Raw genomic sequence first — 16,660 nt, forward strand, 5'->3', positions numbered from 1 at the left:
ATACTTGCACCGCGTCCTGGTGATAATCAAGCCCGACGAAAACCGGTATACTCGACATACTCGTTGCTCCACAAAAAGGGTTTTGGGTTAACCACACTCGTAGTAAACCCTAGGAGCAACGAGCTTTCATCCTCATCTACCATCTCAATCTGCAATCTCTATTTCGGCATCCATTCCGTCGCTCGGCTCCGGCAGCGCCGCCGAGATGATCGCCGCGGGAAGGAAGAGGAACGAGGCGTAGAGGAGCACGAGCCGGAAGTCGCCGACTTGGGCGAACAGGCCGAAGAACACGGTGCCCGCCGCCGCCACGAGCCGGCCGATGTTGTAGCAGAATCCCGCGCCGGTCGTGCGCAAGAGCGTGGGGAAGAGCGGCGGCATGTACATCGTGAACAGGGCGAACACTCCCTGACACGCCCCGCAAATCGGCAGCCATACGAGCAAACTGCGATAATCGCGCGGCACGCAGTACGTCAGCCACATCGCGACGAAATACGCCAGGCACATCGCCCCAATCGCCCAGCGGTATCCCCAGAGCTTCGCCAGAAAGGCGGCGAAAAAATTCCCGGCGATCGAGGCCGCCATGACCATGAATAGCGCGACGCTCACGAGGTCCCGCTTTTGCTTTTCATCCCAATCGATCACGCCGGGCAGATTTCGCAGTTGCTGTGAATACCAAAACATGAAGGCCCAATGGGCAGTCAGCGAAAACGAACAGACGAGGATCGTCAGCACGGAGGTTCGACGAATGCTGGGGCCAAACAGAGCTAGCACGCTGGGCGCTTCGCCTTTCGCCGCAGATTTCGCTTCGTGCCACTCCGCGGTCTCCGGCACTTGGCGGCGAATCCAGAACACCAGGAGCGCCGGCACGATGCCGACTAGAAACAGCGTCTGATCGCTGTGTTCGTCGAGTAAATAGCCGGCGGCGGCGGCTGTGAGCACGCCGACGTTCACCGCCGTCTGCAACACCGCAGCAATCCACGGCCGCCACGACCGCGGCCAGGTCTCGGACAACAGCGACGCCCCGACGGCCCATTCGCCGCCGATCCCCAGCGCCGCAAGAAATCGGAACACGAGCAACTGCTGCCAAGTTTGAGCGAAATACGAGAGGCCCGTGAACAGGGCGTACGTGAGGATCGTGAGGCTCAAAGTCCGGCTGCGGCCCAATCGATCTCCGATCCGGCCGAAGAAGCCTCCACCCACCGCCCAGCCGACGAGAAACGCCGCCTGAATCCAGGACGAGCAGGCCGCCACTTGCGGGTCCTTCGTGCTCAATCCGCCGAGCAGCTTCGCGACAAACGACACGGCCACCAGCGTGTAAAGGTGCATATCCAGCCCGTCGAAGAGCCAGCCCAGCCACGCCGCGGCGCCGGAGCGCCATTGCTGGGGAGAGAGTTCGCGCAGGCTGCGGATTTCGACAGGCACGGGAGGGACGGGGCTCGGAGTTCGGGATTCTGGAACGAAGAGATGGCGCGCGGCGTCTCAGCTTACGGTAATGGGGCGCGGCGCCGGATGCAATCTGGCGGCGGCCGACCTATTTTTTCGACGGGGCATGGATTTCTGTTGTTTTTCGATTCGGCCAAGTCTTATAATGCGGGCGCTTGCGGAGGTTGCCGGATGGAATCCGGATGAAGGCGTTCGACTTCGCGTATCTCTTCTCTAACACATTGAGGTGTGGCATGCGCGCGAACATATTTGCATCGCGTTGGTCGTGGGTTGCCGCGGCGATGGTTCTCGGGGTGGTCGTGCTAACGGCTCAGGCCAAGGATCAGGCGGCCGACAAAGATTCGGCTGCGAAGGTTGCGGCGGTGGCTGCGCCGGCGTCCGCGAGCAAGACGGAATCCGCTGTCGATGGTCGCGAGTTGTTTACCCGCGAATGGTTGCCGAACGATTCTCGCGCGCATGGTGGCGACGGTTTGGGCCCGGTCTATAACGACAGCTCGTGCGTCGCGTGCCACAACCAGGGCGGCGTCGGCGGCGCGGGGCCGGCCAATAAAAATGTTGATATCGTCACGGCATTTCCGCTCGAGGTCGCAGGCGTCCAACAAGGAGTTCGCTCGAACACGCTGCCCGAGGCGCTGTTCAGCTCGCTATTCGGATCGCTAGCGCCGCCGGCGCCGGCTAAGCCGCAAGCGGCGGGCGCAGCCCGGGCGGCGAGCGCCGAGCAAGAGAAAACGGCCAAGCAGCGGCAGAAGGAAGAGTTGATCAAGCTTCACCCCGGCTTCGCGTCCGCGCGGAGCGTCGTGCTGCATCACTTCGGCACCGATCCGAAGTATCAAGCATGGCGGACGCAGATGGTCAGTGGGCAATTCGCCGGCCAGCAGCAGGCGGTGCTCAATCAAGTCACGTTGACAACGGTCGAAACATCGGCCGCGCCCGATCTTTCTGATGTCGCGTTGCCGACAGATGCCGTCGCGCCTGCGCCGGTGGTGACGCAGCAGGCCGCGCCAGATGCTTCCGCTGCGGCTAAGCCGGAAGGGACGCTCGCGGTTCCGGGCGCTGCCGACCTTACTCAACCAGCGCCGGTTCTCGCCGTTGAAGCGGCCCCTGGAGTTGCGATTAGAGGCTCGCTGACGTTGAATGCCGGCGTCAGCATTGCCAGCAATCCTGAAATCGCCCAGTTGCAAAACGAGGTCCGCACGAACCACGCGAACTTGCTCAGCACGACTACTCAGATCGGCAGCATTCAGATCAGCCGCTCGCAGCGCAACGCGACGGCCCTTTACGGCGTCGGGGCGATCGACGCGATTCCCGAGAAAACGATTCTCGACCTTGCCAAACATGAAAAGGAAAAGTATCCGGATATGGCGGGCCGGCCGTCGAAGCAAAAGGACGGCAAGATCGGCCGCTTCGGCTGGAAGGCCCAGAAGCCAACGCTCTATGAATTTGCCATGACTGCCTGCGCCGTCGAACTCGGCTTGAACGTGCCGGGGCACGAGCAGGCCGCCTTGCCTCTCAAGCCCGACTACAAAGCCCCCGGCCTCGACATGAACCAGGCCGAGTGCGATGCGCTCGTGAAATACCTGAAGGAGCTGCCCGCCCCGACCCAACGCAAGCCGGCCAGCGCGCAGGAAGCGGGCACCATCGATGCCGGCCACAAGCAGTTTGTAGCGGTCGGCTGCGCCAATTGCCACGTTCAGAAAGTCGGCGCGGCGGACGGCATTTACAGCGACCTCTTGCTCCATGAAATGGGACCGGAATTGGGCGATATCGGCGACTACGGCGTCTTCGTTCGCAACGCGCCCGAAGAAGATCAGCAGGAGCAGCCGGCCCCGCAGTTCGTGAATCCGAACAGTCCCGAGCCGCAGGCTAAGCTTTCGACCGATCAACTTGGCAAGGTCGTCGGCGCGATGCGGCAGGAATGGCGGACGCCGCCGCTGTGGGGCGTGCGCGACTCGGGCCCGTATCTGCACGACGGCCGGGCCGACACGCTCGAACAAGCCATCGCCTTCCACGGCGGTCAGGCAAGTTCCGCGGCAGTCAAGTTCTTCCAGCTCAAGCCGGAAGAGCGACAGAAAGTGATCGCATTCCTGAAGTCGCTCACCGCGCCCGAGCAAAAGATCGCGATGAAATAAAGTAGGTCAGTGCCTTTGGCCTGACCTGCTGCGATAAACACCGCGAAGCTGCGAACGACACGGCGAAGTCAGGCAAGGACGCCTGACCTACGGTTGTGTCGTGGCCTCCCACTTCCAATTGCATACCTCCGGCATGTCCTCCCCATACAGGTAGATGTATCGCTTGTGTTCAATGAGCTTTTCGCGCAGCTCCTGCTTGAGATAGGCGGCTCTCGCTCCTAACTGCGGAAGGCGGTCGAGAGCGTCGTGCGCGAGGTGGAAGCGATCGAGATCGTTGAGCACTGCCATGTCGAACGGCGTCGTGATCGTCCCCTCTTCCTTGTAGCCGCGCACGTGCAGATTGTCGTGATTCGTGCGGCGATAGGTCAGCCGGTGGATCAGCCACGGATAACCGTGGAAGGCGAAGATGATCGGCTTGTTGGCCGTGAATAGCGAATCGAAGTCCTTGTCGCTCAGCCCGTGCGGATGCTCGCTGGCGGGCTGGAGCTTCATTAGATCGACCACGTTGACCACGCGGATTTTCAGCTCCGGCAGCGCCCGGCGGAGGATTGACACGGCGGCCAGGGTCTCCAGTGTCGGCACGTCGCCGGCGCAGGCCATAATCACGTCGGGATCAAGCCCGCGATCGTTGCTGGCCCATTCCCAGATGCTGATCCCCTCCGTGCAATGCGTCACGGCCGCGTCCATCGCCAACCACTGCGGGGCCGCGTGCTTCCCCGCCACCACGACGTTCACATAGTGCCGGCTCCGCAGGCAGTGGTCCATCACGGAGAGCAGGCAGTTCGCGTCCGGCGGCAGATAGACGCGCACGATCTCGGCCTTCTTGTTGACGACGTGGTCGATGAACCCCGGGTCTTGGTGCGTGAAGCCGTTGTGATCTTGCCGCCAGACGTGCGACGCCAAGAGATAGTTGAGCGAGGCGATCTTTCGCCGCCACGGCAGCCCGAGCGTCACCTTCAGCCACTTGGCATGTTGGTTGAACATCGAATCGACGATGTGGATGAAGGCCTCGTAGCTGTTGAACAGCCCGTGCCGCCCAGTGAGCAGATAACCTTCGAGCCAGCCCTGGCACTGGTGCTCGCTCAAGACTTCCATGACGCGGCCGGTCGGCGCGAGATGATCGTCGCCCTTCACGGTTTCGGCGTCCCATTGGCGATTGGTCTGGTCGAACACGGCATTGAGCCGATTCGACATGGTTTCGTCCGGCCCGAAGATGCGGAAGTTGCGTTGGTCTTCGTTGAGCTTCACCACGTCGCGCAAGAAGCCGCCGAGCACGCGCGTGTCTTCCGCCGTGGAAGCGCCGGGAGCGGAAACGCCGACCGCATATTCGCGAAAGTCGGGCATCCGCAGATCGCACAGCAACAGGCCGCCGTTGGCATGGGGATTCGCGCCCATGCGGCGATTGCCTTTGGGCGCTAGCTCGGCCACCTCGGGATTAAATCGCCCTTGCTCGTCGAACAATTCCTCCGGCCTGTAGCTGCGGAGCCAGGCTTCAAGCTGCCGCAGATGCTCGGGTTTCTTGATCGGGTCGGAGAGCGGCACTTGATGCGCGCGGAATGTCCCTTCGACCTGCAGGCCATCGACCACTTTCGGCCCGGTCCAGCCCTTCGGCGAGCGCAACACGATCATCGGCCAGGCGGGGCGCTGCGTGACGCTGCGCTCGCGGGCATCGCGCTGGATTTGCCGAATCTGATCGATCGCCCGGTCGAGCGCGGCGGCCATCGCGGCGTGCATCGGCGCCGGTTGATCTCCTTCGACAAACAAAGGCGTCCAGCCACAGCCTTCGAGCAGCTTCCGTAATTCATCACGGCTGATCCGGGCCAGCACGGTGGGGTTCGCGATCTTGTACCCGTTCAGGTGTAGGATCGGCAGCACCGCCCCGTCGGTCGCCGGGTCGAGAAACTTGTTCGAATGCCAGGCGGTGGCCAGCGGACCTGTCTCCGCTTCGCCGTCGCCAACGACGCAAGCGACAATAAAGTTCGGATCATCGAACACCGCGCCAAAGGCATGGCTGAGCGAGTAGCCCAGCTCGCCTCCCTCGTGAATCGAGCCGGGAGTCTCCGGCGCGGCGTGGCTGGGGATGCCGCCGGGGAAAGAGAATTGCTTGAAGAGACGCTTCAACCCGGCTTCGTCGCGCGTGATCGCTGGGTAGATTTCGCTGTAGGTCCCCTCAAGATAAGTGTTCGCGACGACCGCCGGGCCGCCGTGACCGGGACCCGAAATGTAGATCATGTCGAGATCGTGCTGGTTGATTGCCCGATTGAGATGGGCATAGATGAAGTTCTGCCCCGGAGTGGTGCCCCAGTGGCCGAGCAGCCGTGGCTTGATATCGGTTGGCGCCAGCGGCCGACGGAGGAGCGGGTTGTCGAATAGATAAATCTGCCCGACCGACAGATAATTTGCCGCCCGCCAGTAGGCGTCGATCTTCTTGAGCATCTCGGGCGAAAGTGATTCCGGCATCGCAATTCCTCCTTGTGCTGGCTCCGAGCTAAACGATTCGCAGCGACATTATCCCACCAACGCCATGACCGTCCGCGCGATCACGATCTCTTCATCCGTCGGAATCACACGCACCGCCACGCGGCTATCGTCCGTCGAGATCACCGCGGCCGCTGCGCCGCCCCGCGCCGCATCATTCCGCGCCGGATCGAGCCGCAGGTCGAGGAACCCCAGCCCGGCGCAAATCTCGGTCCGCACCTCTGGCGAATGCTCGCCGATTCCCGCGGAAAACACAAGCGCCTCGAGCCCGCCCATCGCGGCCGCGTAGGCCCCGATCCACTTCCTCGCCTGGTAGCAAAACACGTCAATCGCCTCGGCCGCGCGAGAATCCTTTTCGCGCGCGGCCAGCAAATCGCGCACGTCAGGGCTGGTTTCCGAAACTCCCAACAGCCCGAAATTGCGATTGAGCCATTCATCCATTTTCTCAGGAGTAAGCTGTTCCTCGCGCATCAGGTAAACGATCAGCCCCGGATCGAGATCGCCGGGACGAGTCGCCATCACGAGCCCGGCAGTCGGTGTGAAAGCCATGCTCGTGTCGATCGGTTTGCCTCCTTGGACTGCCGCCATGCTCGCTCCAGCGCCGAGATGGGCAAAGATCACTCGTCCATCCGCCTCGCGCGGCGCGATCCGCAGCAGCTCGCCAAGCAGATACGTGTACGACAGCCCGTGAAAGCCAAACCGCCGCACGCCGGAGTCAAAATATCGCCGCGGGATCGGCAGCAATTTGGCCACGCGCGGCAGATCGCGATGAAAGGCCGTGTCGAAGCAAGCAAATTGTGGCACGCCGGCCAAGCGCCGCGCGAAAATCTCGATCAGGGCAATCTCGCGCGGCAGATGGGTCAGATCGAGCGGCACGGTTCGCTTCAACTCGGCGATAACTGCATCAGTGACGCTCTGATGCTCGATCAGCTTCGCCCCACCGTGAACGATGCGATGCCCGATGCCAACGAGCGCCGCGGATTCCAGCGTCTCGCGCAACGCCTCGATCAACTGTTCAGCCGCGTCTTCATGGTTTGCGGCAGCGATCTCGCGCCGCTGCGGCGCTCGGCCATTACCGCCGACAACCAGAGCGGTGCCTGGCTGCCCAATCCGCTCGATCGTGCCACTCAGCGTCCGCCGCGGTTCCACCCTTTCGTCCGTAGCGACCGCGAACAGCGCAAACTTGATGCTCGACGACCCGCCGTTGATCGCGAGAATCTGCCGCGCAGCGGCGGATGTGAGTAGATCATCCATCCCCAGAATCTAACGACACAACCGACGAGCGTAAATCACTTATTTCGCCACGGCGTGCCTCTCAGGCGATTCTCCGTTTGCGGGATCACTTACGATTGCCTCGGGGAAAGCTGCTTCGAGTCGTTTCAACTCGTCGTTTTCAGATGACTCCTGTTCCAAACCGATCTTATAAATCGCTTCATCGCCAAGCATTCTGCGATACCAGGGCACGCCGGGCGGGCCCTTGGGCCAAGTTTGATTCGGGGTGATCGGGTTGAAGTTCTCAATCGGCAAGAAGCTCGCGTGAGGGGAATGCTCGCGCAGCCATTTGCGCTGTTGCACGATGCGAATCTGCCAACCGACCCACATCGCGGCGGAGGCCACGAGCGCCGTCAACACGAACAGTGTCCGCAGCCGGAATTGAAACCAGCGCAGCCTCTGCGTGGGCGCCGCGGCGGTCTGAGCGGCGAAGTCGGGGAGACCATCCATCCCTATAATTTACGCGGCTACATCGCGCCGGTAAACCAGTAGCCTCCAGGTCGCCAAGCGCCTCCATTCGTACGCGGAGTGTCGGAGCCAAGTCAAATTGACCTCGTCTTCTGCGTCAGAACGAAAACATCGGCTTCAGGGAACGCGACTCGAATCCGTTTTTCGTCAATCGAGTTCTCCACGTCACCCTCCAACCCGATCTGAGATATCGCCTCGTCGCCGAAAAGCTCGCGATACCACGGTACGCTCGGCGTGCCGTTTGGATAAGCCTCATTTCGGATGATTGGGTCGTATTCCTTGATCGACAAGAAGATCGCGTGAGGATAATGCTCGCGCAGCCACTTGCGCTCTTGCACGATGCGAATCTGCCAGCCGACCCACATCGCGGCGAGCGCGATGAGCGCCGTCAGCACGAACAGCGTCCGCAGCCGGAATTGAAACCAGCGTAGCCGGAGCCGGGGCGCTGCGGCATTCTGGGCGGCGGGCTCGGGGTGATCATCCATCCCCGTAGTCTAACGGCAACATCCGACGAACGTAAATCTTTTGGCCGCCCGTAAGCTAGACTTTCCATGATTCGCCGGTGTCGTATTGCCCGGCATTCTCTTTGAAGCCCGGGGCGGATAGGCATGATTCTGAACGAAAGCAACTCGGTCTTGGATCGGTTTGTCGATAAAGCCGGCAAACTCTACACCCTCCCGGCGGTGGCCGTTGAGGTTTTGCAGCTTACGAACCATCCCAAAGTCGACGTCCAGCTTCTCCGGCATTGCATCGAGAACGATCCGGCCCTGACCACCCGCGTGTTGCGCGTGGTGAATAGTTCGCTGTTCGGGCTGAGCCACGAGGTTTCGGACTTGAGCCAGGCCCTGGCACTGCTTGGCACCAAGCCGCTCAAGCTGTTGGTGCTCGGCTTCAGCCTGCCGGGCAATCTGTTTGTCGGGATGGCGGGCGACATCCTCCGCCGGTATTGGCGGCGGACACTCACCAAAGCGGTCGCGGCCCGCGAGATAAGCGAGACGCTGTGGAAACTGCCGGGGGACGATGCCTTCATCGCCGGGCTATTGCAAGACGTCGGCATGCTCGTGCTCGTGCAGGACTTCGGCGAGCCGTATGTGCGATTTCTCGACTTGGCGTTTTCCAAGGCGGCCGACGTAGGAACGCTGGCCGCGAAATCGATTGGCTTCGATCATGCCCGGTTGAGTGCGCGGTTGCTCGAGTGCTGGGGATTGCCGCGAAATCTGGTCGAGGCGATCGGCTCGGGGCGCCCGCCGGCGACCATCGCCGATTTGTCGCCGACCGCGCGATGCTTGCCGCAAATCCTGCATCTCGCGGAATTGCTCGCGGGCCTGTTGACTGAGAACCGAACCGATCTGCTGGCCGATCTGCTCGATGCGGCCGAGCGCTACCACGCCTTGCGGCAAAGTCAACTTTCGCCACTGGTGAATACGCTGCAAGAAAAAGTCGAGCAACTCGCCGACGTGCTGAATCTCGAATTGCCGGCCGGCAAGGACTACACGGCGGTGCTGCTCGAAGCGCACGAGCGACTATCCGAAGTGGCCGCCGACGTGGCGGCGGATTTGATCGTGAGCAAAAAGCACGCCGACGAAACTGGCGAGACCGAATCGCTGCTGGCAGAAGTGCAATCGCTCGGCATCTCCGCACAGCAGGCGGCGCGCTCCGCAACCAGTCTCGCGGCCGCCGCTCCACCGAAAGAGTTGCGGAAGGAGATTTGGGCCGATAGCCACGCGGCCCATGCACCGGCCTCCGCTCATCTTCCGCCGGGTTCGATCGCTGAGGATTCGGCTCAACGAAGCGCCGCGGTTTCACCGGCCGGAGAAGTCGATCCGGCGTTTCTCGGCGAATTGGGCACAGTCGCCGCCTCGTGCCGTCAAGCGCGCTGCGCCTTGAGCCTGTTGTTGGTCGGAGTCGATCGATTCGAAGAGTTGGCGTTGGCACGCGGCGTGTCCGGCGCGGAACGGGTGGTCAGCTTTCTCGAGGCGAGCTGCCGAGCCACCGGCGCTTCCAGCGCGGTCTGCCGACGGGTTCGCGACGATCAATTCGCCTTGGTGCTGCCCGCCTGCGATCGGCAAGCCGCCGTCGCGATTGGGAACCAACTGCTCGCAGCCATGCGGCGGTTCGGTGCGCCCTTGCCGGGCCAAATGCGGCCGTCGGTCACGGTGAGCATCGGGATTGCCGCGGTGACCGCGCCACCGAAGAATTTCCTGCCGGCCGATTTGATCGAAAGCGCCGAGCGATGCTTGCATGCCTCGAGGCATTCCGGCGGCAACGCGCTGAAGAGCATCGAGATCTATTGAGCAAAAGCTCAACTCATTTGCGCTTTTTGCGATCGCGCCGGGCATGGTATGTTGAACCTATGAGCGAGACCGCCAATGCGCCGGACGGACCGATCGCTGAGGCTGCGCTGGCGGCCGCGCAGGAAGCGACGCCACACGCGGAATCGGCGTCCGATCCCGGGCCGCACGTTCCGGCGAATATGCCGGATGAATTCAGCGAGGGGCCGCCTCCATATCGGCGACGAGTGATATTGCCGCTCGCCCTGTTCCTGGCCGCTTGTGCGACGACCTTCGCGGCGGGGGTCTACGGCTGGGAGCCGATGTACCCCGATGAGACGCTGCTCGACAAGATTCATCATTTTTGGCCGCGGGGTTTGGAATACATGACCGCGGTGATCGCGGTACTGTTCGCGCACGAGATGGGGCATTTCCTGATGACGGTCCGCTACCGGATCCCCGCGAGTTATCCGATCTTCATCCCGATGCCGATCATGATGATGACCGGCACGATGGGGGCAGTGATCAGCATGGACGGCCTGCGCGCCGACCGGCGACAGCTTTTCGACATCGGCATCGCCGGGCCGCTGGCCGGATTGGTGCTCACGATCCCGTTTGTTTTCATCGGGCTGAAGACCGCGGAGTCAGTGAAGGGCCCCGCCCCGCCGGGCTCGGCCGTCTTGGCCGATGACGGGAGCCAAGCGACCGGCATTCATTATGGCGAGCCGCTGCTGATCAAGCTGCTCCTACCCTACCTCCGTCCCGACCTGCCGGAGAATGCCGAGATTCGGCTCAACCCGCTGTTGATGGCGGGATGGGTCGGGCTGCTCATCACTGGGCTGAACATGATGCCCGTCAGCCAACTCGACGGCGGCCACATTATTTACGGCCTGCTCGGCCGCCGCGGCCGCTGGGTTGCGCGTGCTTTTCTGTTTGCGGCGATCGCGTTCGTGGTGATCGGCGAGCACTATAGCTGGCTCGTGATGATCGTGCTGGTGATTTTTCTGGGCGCCGACCATCCACCAACCTCGAACGATCGGGCGCGGATCGGCCCGTTGCGCTGGCTCATCGGCATCGCATCGCTGGCAATCCCCATCTTGTGCTTCACGCCGTCGCCGTTCTCACCCGACTGAGCGGGAACGAGCGATCAAGTCGTTTCCATATCGCGACTTACTCGATTAGCTAGCGGCGATCCGATGATCGCCGCAGTGATCCACCGGCGGCGGATTTCGACTATCCTGTGCGTCACACAGGATTATGATGGATAGTATCGCCAGTGCGATCAACTAATCGGAACAACGGCTTCGAGCCTATAAGCACTGCGACCCGGCAGGACGCCTGGCCCCCAATCCTGCGATCGATCATGTCTTCTGCGCAGCCCAAGGCCACACTCAAGATCCTCAAGGGATCGAACGCGGGCGATTGTTATAATCTCTCGGCCGATCGGGTCGTTCTCGGCAGGGAGCCGCAATGCGACATCGTGCTTCCGCGCACGACGATTTCGCGGCGACACGCCCAAATTGCGCGGGACGCCGAGGGCTTCTTTATCGAAGATCTCGACAGCCTCAACGGCACTTTCGTCGACAGCAGCCGGATCGCCGGCCCGCAGCGATTGCGCGGCGGCGAGCACATTCAAATCGACGAATTTCTGATGAGTTTTCGCCAGGCGAACGCCCAGGCGGACGAGGTCGAGCTGGACCTCAGGACGCAGGTGCTCGTCACGACGAAGGGACTGGCGGATCCCACGCAGAATGATCGAAAGCAGAATATCCGCTCGACGTTCGTCGGCGACTTCGCCGTGCTGTCCGGGGCGGGGTTGCGAAGCGAAGTCGATCCGCAAGTCAAATTGGACGCCGTCCTCGACATCATCCGCAACGTCGGAACGCCGCTCGATATCGACGAAGTGCTCCAGCGCATCCTCGACACGCTATTTCAGATCTTTCCTCAAGCCGATCGCGGCTATATGTTTCTCACCGAGGCTGGAGAGCTGCAAACGCTTCCTTGCGCAATGAAGCACCGCGTTTACGAGGAGGACCCGGCTTCGACGATCGGCTTGCGGAACAGTTCCTTGGCAGCGGAAGTCATCACCGCGGGAGAACCGCTGCTCTTCACATTCGCCGACGATAGTCGGAGCGGACGGGGCGAATCGCCGCTGGCCGATCCGATTCGCGCCACGATGGCCGCGCCGATGCTTACGCCGTCGAACGAGACGGTCGGCGTGCTCCAGCTCGAAACGGAAGACACGGGCCGTCAATTCATCGATAAGGATTTGCATTTGCTCGCGAGCATTGGCAGCCTGGCCGGACAACTCGTCGAGCATACTCGGCTGATCGAACGCGACCGCGCCGAGGCGGCGCTGGCTCGCGAGCACGCGGCGCTGAGCGAAGCGAATCGGCGAAAAGACGAGTTTCTGGCAATGCTCGGCCACGAGCTGCGCAACCCGCTCGCGCCGCTGGTGAGCGCTCTGGCAGTGATGGCCGAGAAGAATATGGACGCCGAGACCCTCGATTGGGCCCGCCAGCTCATGGAGCGGCAGGTGGGCCACATGGTCCGTCTGGTGGACGATTTGCTCGACGTTTCGCGGATCGAGCGCGGCAAGTTCACGCTGCGGATCGAGCGCGTGGAACTCGCGCGAGTGATTGCCAACGCCGTCGAAGCCAGCCAGCCGTTGATCAACTCGCACGGTCACACTCTCCATCTGTCGGTTTCCTCCGAGCCGCATTGGCTTGAGGCCGATCCAACGCGGCTGGCTCAAGTCCTCACCAACCTGCTCAACAACGCGGCCAAGTACATGGAGCCGGGCGGAAAAATCTGGCTCACGGCCGAAACTGGAGGCGGGCAGCTCATTATCCGCGTGCGCGACACGGGGATCGGCATTGCCGCCGAAATGCTGCCGCGCGTTTTCGAGCCGTTTACGCAAGCCAAGCAATCGTTGGATCGCTCTCAAGGCGGGCTGGGCATCGGCCTGAGCCTGGTGCGAAAAATCGTCGAGCTGCATGGCGGAGACGTGTCGGCCGAGAGCGAGGGGCCGCGCAGGGGAAGCACGTTCACTATTCGCCTGCCGATCGTTGAGACCTCTGAGAATGAATCGCGCGAGTCGCCTGCCGCGATCGAGGGCGCCGTGCCGAGACGAGTGCTGGTGGTGGACGATCAGGTCGCGCAGGCGGAAGTATTGGCGAAGTTGTTCACTAAGCTCTGGGGCCACGATGTGGCCATCGCGCATGACGGCACTTCAGCGTGGGAATCGATGCGCGCTCAGCATCCCGACGTGGTGCTGCTCGATATCGGGCTGCCGGGCGTCAACGGCTACGAACTGGCCCGGCGCGTGCGCGGCGAGCCGGAATTCCGCGACACGCTGCTCGTGGCGCTGACCGGGTATGGGCAAGAGGCGGATCAGCTCCGCTCGCAAGAGGCGGGATTCGACTTGCACCTCGTTAAGCCGCCCTCAGTTTCGATCTTGAAAGAGGTCTTCGCTCACCCCAAGTTGGGCCGACAGTCGTAACCCGCCGCGTTTTCGCGGCTGGGCGGCAGCGGCCGACTTCGCGGGCGTTCGCGACCGACGGCTATCCTGCCTCGTGCCGACGGCCACCTTCGTAAGTCGCCGGCGATTACCGCATGGCCGCCTCGTTTTGTCGCAAAGCACTCAAGATCGCCGCCCTGGGCGGCCGTTATGAATACTGCGCGCCTGTCGCCTGAGAAATGGGTTCAGTTCGCGCAGACTCCTTTCGATGGCAATTTGCATTGACAAGGCGGACTTTGCCGGCGGAGTTTAGGCCCGCCGTTTGCTCTTATACAAATCGGCAAGGAAACCGTGAACACCATGTGACTCCCGAGGCCGTGACTGACATCTAAGCTAGAGGGACCGGGACGAGCGAGGAGATTTGACATGTGGCGATTTGCGATGCTTCCGTTAATGCTGGCGATTGTCGCCGGGGCGCTGTTCTTTGCGTGTGAATCCGCGACGGCAACCGGTTTGGCGGCGTTCCTTGTGGTCGCGTTCCTTGGTCTCTGCGCGGTCATGCTGGCTGCCGGAGGCCACGAATTCCGGTCGATATCGTAGCGGACGCCCGCGAGGCTCCTGGTCGCCTCTCATCGCCCAACGATCCAGCGATAGACGACGTACAAGCATAGGGCAATGCCGATCACGATCCACAATGGCTTAGGCCCGGCTGGCGCGTCTTCCTCAGAGACGTAGCGCTCACAATATGGGCATTGCTGTGAATCCTCGTGAATCTGCTTGCGGCAATATGGGCAAGCGATCGTCGGTTCGCCATCGTCTCCCTGGAGCGATTCAACCTCGTCGTCTTCGTCGCCAGAGTCATCAATCCAATCGTCGCGATCATCGTTTTTCCATCGCGGCATGATTGTTTCAAACCTCCGCGCCGCCCTGGCAACTTCTTTGGCAGTTTATCCACGTCGGGCGGCGGTTGTCCAGCATTGGACGATCTCCATTCATCTGCTCCGGAGTCAGCAGCGCCGCCTGGTCATTGAATTGGCTCGGCTCCCGCAGGGGGAAGAGCCACTGAATGAAATCGTAGACCAGTTCGAGGCGACCGTATTCCCAAACAAGGATTTCTTCGAGTCGCCGGCCTTCGCTATCAACTCCGTCGCCGCGATAGAATTCGATTAGATCGGCGGACATGACGAATGGCTCCGATTGAGTTCTTGTCGCCGTCGCTGCCCGCGTCGGAACGCCGCTTGACTCATTATAACGCGACGGTGCTGCTCCGGACTGCGATTGACACGTGTTGCGGTAAAGCGGAAAAAATCGGAACTAAAGCCCGGACCGTCCGATTCCTTGGTTTCGTAGTTGACCTGCGGTGGCGCATTCGGTGGTTGCCCATGATAGGCGGCAGATTGGCGGTTTTCTCGTTGGTGGTCTTATTGCTCGCCTGCGGCGCACGCGTTGCGATTTGCGCAACTCCGCCGCTGCCGACGGCGTCCAACGAGCCGGCGGTCAATGAATCGCTATCGAGTCTTGCCCAACGGATCGTCGTTGAAAGTCTGCCGCGGCAATTCGAGGACAAGAAGCATTGGGGGAAGACGACGAAAATCGTCGACGGGCTGCGGCTCAAAGTCGATGGCGATGGGCTGAAACTCCGGAAGCACACCGCGGAAGTGAAAGACGGCGTTTGGAAGCAATATAAGGCCGAGTTGATCGATCCTGAGCATCAGTTGCAAATTCGCGTGGCCAACATCCGCCAGACCGACGCCGGGCACAGCGCTTTCCAGGTGTTCCTCTCGGCGCGGCTTCGTGGCGAGGCCCAAATCGAGCAATGGAAGGACGGCGTCAAGCTATTTAACGCGGACGCTCAAGCCGATAGCAAGGTCGAGGCCCGACTCGATTGCGACTTGGCCTGGGATTGGAAGGCGTCGGGCGTTCTTGGCGAATTCACCGTCGAGCCGAAAGTGACGGGCGCACAAATCGAACTCGTCGAGTTCGACCTGAAGAAGGTGAGCAAAATCGAAGGTTGGGCCGCGCGCGAGTTGGGAGAAAATCTCAAAGGAGTCATCGCCAAAAAACTGCACGATGAAGAGCCGAAGCTCGCCGACAAGCTCAACAAGGCGATTCAGAAACGTCAGGACCGGCTGCGATTCTCGCCCGACGACGTCGTCGCGGGCGGATTGTCCAAGCTCGAATCGCTGTTCAATCCCGAAAAGGAGAGGGGCCGGAAATGAACGCGAATCCACTCGAATGAGGTGAGATGGAGATCAATCGCGCGACGGCGAATCGGCCGTTTGCCGCACTTCGCGGCCGAAGCGTGATTTCTGCTCGGCCTGCCGCTCCTGGTAGCGCCGCCGAGCGCTCTTCAAGCCGCTCGTGCGAATGCGGCGGTAGAAAATCCAACCAACCGAGCCGCCGACGATCAGAATAACGGTCGCCGTGACAATGCCGCCCAGCCACGGCCGGTCCCCAAGCAGCACGCCCACGCCTCCCGCGATGCCGGCCAGCAGCAACCAGACGGTGCACGCGACGAAAGCCAATCCCGCCACTGCCGCAAGCGTTCCGAGCGCGACCAGGATTAGCAGATTGCGGATTTTGAGCTTCGCGCGATCGACCTGCGTGGCCAATAGATAGGCCAGATACTCGACCGCCTCGGCCAATTGCTTGAACACGGCGGCCAGGGCCTCGGGACCAGCGGGCTTGCCATCGGGATCGGCGCGCCCCGCGTCGGCGGCGCTGGCGTCGCGCGGATTCGCGTCCGATGGTTTCGCGGATTCTGTCGGCTCGTCGAGGGGCATCGCTGGTCTTACGTTAGGCTATGTCGTGCTAGCGGCGGACGACCAAACCGATCAGCAGACCGACTCCCGCCGCGATCAATAACGATTTAATCGGCTGTTTGCGAACGAAATCCTCCGCCGAATTCGTGCAGTCGCGAAGCTGCTCGCTCCAGGCGGAGCAACATTCCGAGGCTGCGTGGGCGAAATGCTCCATCGTCTCCTGAGCCTTTCCATGGGCCGGGCCCGATCCCGGAACGCTTTCCGCTGCATCGCTCATGATGGTTCTCCTGAAGGCAGTGGGCTTAGTACAGCAATCAACATACAGTGACTGCGATCCGACGTTTGCGAGGCCCGTGCATTGTATGTTGTCTACTGACT

15 protein-coding genes are annotated in these 16,660 nt (G+C 61.7%); 6 read left to right on the forward strand and 9 right to left on the reverse strand.

All coding sequences use genetic code 11. The features are described 5' to 3' along the window. Positions 1 to 144 precede the first annotated feature (144 nt). Positions 145 to 1,422 carry an MFS transporter gene (locus VGY55_24140; protein HEV2973079.1) on the reverse strand — a complete coding sequence of 426 codons (1,278 nt, stop codon included), beginning with the start codon at positions 1,420 to 1,422 and terminating at the stop codon, positions 145 to 147. A gap of 254 nt (positions 1,423 to 1,676) precedes the next feature. On the opposite strand from VGY55_24140, the gene VGY55_24145 reads away from it, so the two are divergent. After that, positions 1,677 to 3,572 carry a di-heme oxidoredictase family protein gene (locus tag VGY55_24145; GenBank protein ID HEV2973080.1) on the forward strand — a complete coding sequence of 632 codons (1,896 nt, stop codon included), beginning with the start codon at positions 1,677 to 1,679 and terminating at the stop codon, positions 3,570 to 3,572. An 87-nt stretch (positions 3,573 to 3,659) separates the two neighbouring features. Here VGY55_24145 and VGY55_24150 read toward each other — a convergent pair whose 3' ends face one another. The 4 genes from VGY55_24150 to VGY55_24165 all read right to left on the reverse strand — a co-directional run bounded on the left by VGY55_24150 (position 3,660) and on the right by VGY55_24165 (position 8,275). Next, complete coding sequence (locus tag VGY55_24150) at positions 3,660 to 6,032, reverse strand: phosphoketolase family protein (protein ID HEV2973081.1); 2,373 nt, start codon at positions 6,030 to 6,032, stop codon at positions 3,660 to 3,662. Between the two features lie 48 nt (positions 6,033 to 6,080). Continuing rightward, positions 6,081 to 7,304, reverse strand: coding sequence for an acetate/propionate family kinase (locus VGY55_24155; protein ID HEV2973082.1), 1,224 nt, complete (start codon positions 7,302 to 7,304; stop codon positions 6,081 to 6,083). 39 nt (positions 7,305 to 7,343) lie between these two features. Next, positions 7,344 to 7,772 (reverse strand): hypothetical protein, encoded by a 429-nt coding sequence (locus VGY55_24160; protein HEV2973083.1) that lies wholly within the window; start codon positions 7,770 to 7,772, stop codon positions 7,344 to 7,346. Between the two features lie 92 nt (positions 7,773 to 7,864). Beyond that, the gene (locus tag VGY55_24165) at positions 7,865 to 8,275 is read right to left on the reverse strand and encodes a hypothetical protein (protein ID HEV2973084.1); all 411 of its coding nucleotides are present in this window, start codon (positions 8,273 to 8,275) and stop codon (positions 7,865 to 7,867) included. Positions 8,276 to 8,398: 123 nt separating this feature from the next. Here VGY55_24165 and VGY55_24170 point away from each other — a divergent pair, with 123 nt between their 5' ends. The 4 genes from VGY55_24170 (at position 8,399) to VGY55_24185 (ending at position 14,120) form a co-directional block, all read left to right on the forward strand. Beyond that, positions 8,399 to 10,084 (forward strand): HDOD domain-containing protein, encoded by a 1,686-nt coding sequence (locus VGY55_24170; GenBank protein HEV2973085.1) that lies wholly within the window; start codon positions 8,399 to 8,401, stop codon positions 10,082 to 10,084. A gap of 59 nt (positions 10,085 to 10,143) precedes the next feature. Beyond that, positions 10,144 to 11,193, forward strand: coding sequence for a site-2 protease family protein (locus VGY55_24175; GenBank protein ID HEV2973086.1), 1,050 nt, complete (start codon positions 10,144 to 10,146; stop codon positions 11,191 to 11,193). Positions 11,194 to 11,423: 230 nt separating this feature from the next. After that, entirely contained in the window at positions 11,424 to 13,562 is a 2,139-nt protein-coding gene (locus VGY55_24180; GenBank protein ID HEV2973087.1) for an ATP-binding protein, read from the forward strand. 384 nt (positions 13,563 to 13,946) lie between these two features. Next, on the forward strand, positions 13,947 to 14,120 hold the full coding sequence (locus VGY55_24185) for a hypothetical protein (GenBank protein HEV2973088.1): 174 nt from the start codon (positions 13,947 to 13,949) through the stop codon (positions 14,118 to 14,120). A gap of 29 nt (positions 14,121 to 14,149) precedes the next feature. Here VGY55_24185 and VGY55_24190 read toward each other — a convergent pair whose 3' ends face one another. After that, positions 14,150 to 14,422 (reverse strand): hypothetical protein, encoded by a 273-nt coding sequence (locus tag VGY55_24190; GenBank protein HEV2973089.1) that lies wholly within the window; start codon positions 14,420 to 14,422, stop codon positions 14,150 to 14,152. Positions 14,423 to 14,429: 7 nt separating this feature from the next. Next, a complete protein-coding gene (locus VGY55_24195; protein ID HEV2973090.1) occupies positions 14,430 to 14,702 on the reverse strand; it encodes an opioid growth factor receptor-related protein in 273 nt (90 codons plus the stop codon). A 200-nt stretch (positions 14,703 to 14,902) separates the two neighbouring features. Here VGY55_24195 and VGY55_24200 point away from each other — a divergent pair, with 200 nt between their 5' ends. Continuing rightward, positions 14,903 to 15,739 (forward strand): hypothetical protein, encoded by an 837-nt coding sequence (locus tag VGY55_24200; GenBank protein HEV2973091.1) that lies wholly within the window; start codon positions 14,903 to 14,905, stop codon positions 15,737 to 15,739. Between the two features lie 33 nt (positions 15,740 to 15,772). On the opposite strand, the gene VGY55_24205 is transcribed toward VGY55_24200, so the two are convergent. Then, on the reverse strand, positions 15,773 to 16,303 hold the full coding sequence (locus VGY55_24205; protein ID HEV2973092.1) for a hypothetical protein: 531 nt from the start codon (positions 16,301 to 16,303) through the stop codon (positions 15,773 to 15,775). A 28-nt stretch (positions 16,304 to 16,331) separates the two neighbouring features. Further along, the gene (locus VGY55_24210) at positions 16,332 to 16,559 is read right to left on the reverse strand and encodes a DUF883 C-terminal domain-containing protein (GenBank protein HEV2973093.1); all 228 of its coding nucleotides are present in this window, start codon (positions 16,557 to 16,559) and stop codon (positions 16,332 to 16,334) included. Positions 16,560 to 16,660: the final 101 nt, after the last annotated feature.

This window comes from Pirellulales bacterium (assembly GCA_035939775.1).
GTDB lineage: Bacteria > Planctomycetota > Planctomycetia > Pirellulales > DATAWG01 > DASZFO01.

Coding starts and splice junctions, on each gene's coding strand:
- VGY55_24170 (HEV2973085.1), top strand. CDS start 8,399: ATGATTCTGAACGAAAGCAACTCGGTCTTGGATCGGTTTGTCGATAAA.
- VGY55_24190 (HEV2973089.1), bottom strand. CDS start 14,422: ATGCCGCGATGGAAAAACGATGATCGCGACGATTGGATTGATGACTCT.
- VGY55_24160 (HEV2973083.1), bottom strand. CDS start 7,772: ATGGATGGTCTCCCCGACTTCGCCGCTCAGACCGCCGCGGCGCCCACG.
- VGY55_24155 (HEV2973082.1), bottom strand. CDS start 7,304: ATGGATGATCTACTCACATCCGCCGCTGCGCGGCAGATTCTCGCGATC.
- VGY55_24150 (HEV2973081.1), bottom strand. CDS start 6,032: ATGCCGGAATCACTTTCGCCCGAGATGCTCAAGAAGATCGACGCCTAC.
- VGY55_24180 (HEV2973087.1), top strand. CDS start 11,424: ATGTCTTCTGCGCAGCCCAAGGCCACACTCAAGATCCTCAAGGGATCG.
- VGY55_24200 (HEV2973091.1), top strand. CDS start 14,903: ATGATAGGCGGCAGATTGGCGGTTTTCTCGTTGGTGGTCTTATTGCTC.
- VGY55_24185 (HEV2973088.1), top strand. CDS start 13,947: ATGTGGCGATTTGCGATGCTTCCGTTAATGCTGGCGATTGTCGCCGGG.
- VGY55_24205 (HEV2973092.1), bottom strand. CDS start 16,303: ATGCCCCTCGACGAGCCGACAGAATCCGCGAAACCATCGGACGCGAAT.
- VGY55_24195 (HEV2973090.1), bottom strand. CDS start 14,702: ATGTCCGCCGATCTAATCGAATTCTATCGCGGCGACGGAGTTGATAGC.
- VGY55_24145 (HEV2973080.1), top strand. CDS start 1,677: ATGCGCGCGAACATATTTGCATCGCGTTGGTCGTGGGTTGCCGCGGCG.
- VGY55_24175 (HEV2973086.1), top strand. CDS start 10,144: ATGAGCGAGACCGCCAATGCGCCGGACGGACCGATCGCTGAGGCTGCG.
- VGY55_24210 (HEV2973093.1), bottom strand. CDS start 16,559: ATGAGCGATGCAGCGGAAAGCGTTCCGGGATCGGGCCCGGCCCATGGA.
- VGY55_24165 (HEV2973084.1), bottom strand. CDS start 8,275: ATGGATGATCACCCCGAGCCCGCCGCCCAGAATGCCGCAGCGCCCCGG.